Source organism: Paenibacillus sp. p3-SID1389 (assembly GCF_025151705.1).
GTDB classification, from domain to species: domain Bacteria; phylum Bacillota; class Bacilli; order Paenibacillales; family Paenibacillaceae; genus Fontibacillus; species Fontibacillus phoenicis.
The window spans coordinates 1-257 of sequence record NZ_JALXVO010000140.1 but is presented as its reverse complement, the minus strand read 5'-3'; the positions used below and the strand labels follow the sequence as shown (position 1 = coordinate 257).

Sequence of the window (257 nt, the reverse complement as noted above, 5' to 3'; positions counted from 1 at the left end):
CCGTTGCTGGCAAGCGTTAGAGCGCAGGTTCGCCATTGCGCCTAACTGCGCTTACCTGCTACGAACCCACCAGGCGACGTGTGCAGCTCCGGCTAACGCTTGCTACAGCGCTTATTTGCGCCAAATGAGGGGGATTTCATTTCTAGCGCTTGCCAACGAGCTTATTTGCGCCAAAAGGCCCCGTTTCGAGGGGGAAACCGGCAAATAAGCTCTCTCATAAGCGTTAGATTCTCAACGCCCCCGTTTTGGGCCCAATA

The 257-nt window shown here is 55.3% G+C and carries 1 protein-coding gene; it reads left to right on the top strand.

The features are described from left to right. Nucleotides 1-208 (top strand): hypothetical protein (locus tag M3G15_RS21470; protein ID WP_260072024.1); only part of this gene is annotated, 208 nt, incomplete at its 5' end. Nucleotides 209-257 lie beyond the last annotated feature (49 nt).